2 protein-coding genes are annotated in these 1,694 nt (G+C 59.7%); one reads left to right on the top strand and one right to left on the bottom strand.

All coding sequences use genetic code 11. The annotated features are described in order from the left end of the window. Nucleotides 1-159: 159 nt before the first annotated feature. On the bottom strand, nucleotides 160-600 hold the full coding sequence (locus tag WBB95_RS08965) for an Lrp/AsnC family transcriptional regulator (RefSeq protein WP_424487258.1): 441 nt from the start codon (nucleotides 598-600) through the stop codon (nucleotides 160-162). A 109-nt stretch (nucleotides 601-709) separates the two neighbouring features. On the opposite strand from WBB95_RS08965, the gene WBB95_RS08960 reads away from it, so the two are divergent. Further along, nucleotides 710-1,609 carry a DMT family transporter gene (locus WBB95_RS08960; protein WP_424487257.1) on the top strand — a complete coding sequence of 300 codons (900 nt, stop codon included), beginning with the start codon at nucleotides 710-712 and terminating at the stop codon, nucleotides 1,607-1,609. Nucleotides 1,610-1,694: the final 85 nt, after the last annotated feature.

Here is a 1,694-nt window from a genome sequence, read left to right as displayed (position 1 = left end):
GGCCACGACATCGGTACTCTGCTGTAAACACAGAAAAACTGTGGGAGCTGGCTTGCCTGCGATAGCGGTGTATCAGTCACTACATCCGGTGACTGACACTCCGTCTTCGCGGGCAAGCCCGCTCCCACAGGTTGGTTTTGCGTTTAATTGAAGAAGGCCTTAGTCCGCCAACGGCGGCAAACGCCGTTTCACCGGGGTTTTCTTGACGATCGCGGTGTTGGTTTCGGCGTAGACGTTCAGGCGATCGAGCAGGGTGTCCAGCTGTTCCATCGTGCGCACATGCAGGCGCGCAATAAAGCAGTCTTCGCCGGTGACTTTGTCGCACTCGGTGAACTCCGGAATGGCCTGGATCTGGCGCTCTACTTCCTGCAATTTGCCGGGCAAAGGCCGGATGCGCACGATGGCCTGCAGCAGGTAGCCGAAGTGTCTGGCGTCGATGTCGACGGTGTAGTGGGTCAGCACGCCGCGCTCTTCGAGGCGCCGCAGGCGTTCGCCGACACTGGGCGATGAAAGCCCGGTGATACCCGCCAGGGCCTTGAGGGACAGGCGCGAGTCGTCCATCAAAGCTGCGATCAGTTGCTGGTCGATGGTGTCAATCATGATGTCTGCCTAATAACAAAAGGTAATGGTCGGGTTTTGCCTTTTTTAGTCGCTGGAGTCGCTGGCCCGCAGATTGACATACTTATGCCTCATTTGAGGAGCTTCCATCGTGGACACATCTATCCGTCGCGGGTCGTGGGAAATGGTCGCCGCCATGCTGATTTCGGGCACCATCGGCTGGTTTGTGCTGGGGTCGGGCGTGTCGGTCATCGAAGTGGTGTTCTGGCGCTGCGTGATCGGTGGGCTGACGCTGTTGGTGGTGTGCGCGTTGCTCGGTTACCTGCGGCTGGACTTGCTGACATGGGCCAGGTTCGGGCTGGCGATGCTCAGCGGCGTGGCCATCGTCGGCAACTGGCTGCTGCTGTTTGAATCCTATTCCCACGCCTCGATCGCCATCAGCACGGCGGTCTACAACGTGCAACCGTTCATGCTGGTGATGCTGGCGGCGGTGTTCCTGGGTGAAAAGATCACCTCACAGAAAATCGCCTGGCTCAGCGTGGCGTTCCTCGGCATGTTGGCGATTGTCACTGCTCATGGCGAAGAGCAAAGCGGCGGCGGGGATTACCTGGCGGGTATCGCGCTGGCCCTGGGTGCAGCGTTCTTGTACGCGGTTGCCGCGCTGATCATCAAGCGCTTGAAAGAGGTCCCGCCGCATTTGATGGCATTGATCCAGGTGACTGCCGGCGCCGTATTGCTGGCGCCACTGGTGCCCTGGCACAGCCTGCCCGCCACGACGAATGCCTGGGCGGCACTGGTCACGCTGGGCGTGGTGCACACCGGTTTGATGTATGTGCTGCTGTACGGGGCGATCCAGAAACTGCCGACGGCGATCACCGGAGCCCTGTCGTTTATCTACCCGATTGCAGCGATCTTCGTCGACTGGTTTGCCTTCGGCCATCGACTGGGCTGGCTGCAATGGCTGGGCGTGGCGGCGATCCTGCTGGCGGCTGCCGGTTTGCAGCGCGGTTGGTGGTGGCGTTCGAAAGCGCCGCTGCAACAGGTTTCATGAAGCGTTTCCAACGGCTTCGCTACTATTCGCCGCTGTATATTTATTTTTATAGCGAGCGAGCCGATGCTGAGCAACACCATGGGAT

The sequence above is a fragment of the Pseudomonas sp. genome (assembly GCF_049645325.1).
In the GTDB taxonomy this organism is placed as follows: Bacteria; Pseudomonadota; Gammaproteobacteria; order Pseudomonadales; family Pseudomonadaceae; genus Aquipseudomonas.
The sequence above is the reverse complement of the archived record's forward strand: the minus strand, read 5'-3'. Positions and strand labels throughout refer to the sequence as shown.

Bases quoted from the DNA above. Each gene is read 5' to 3' on its own strand.
- WBB95_RS08965 (WP_424487258.1), bottom strand. From the start codon at position 600: ATGATTGACACCATCGACCAGCAACTGATCGCAGCTTTGATGGACGAC.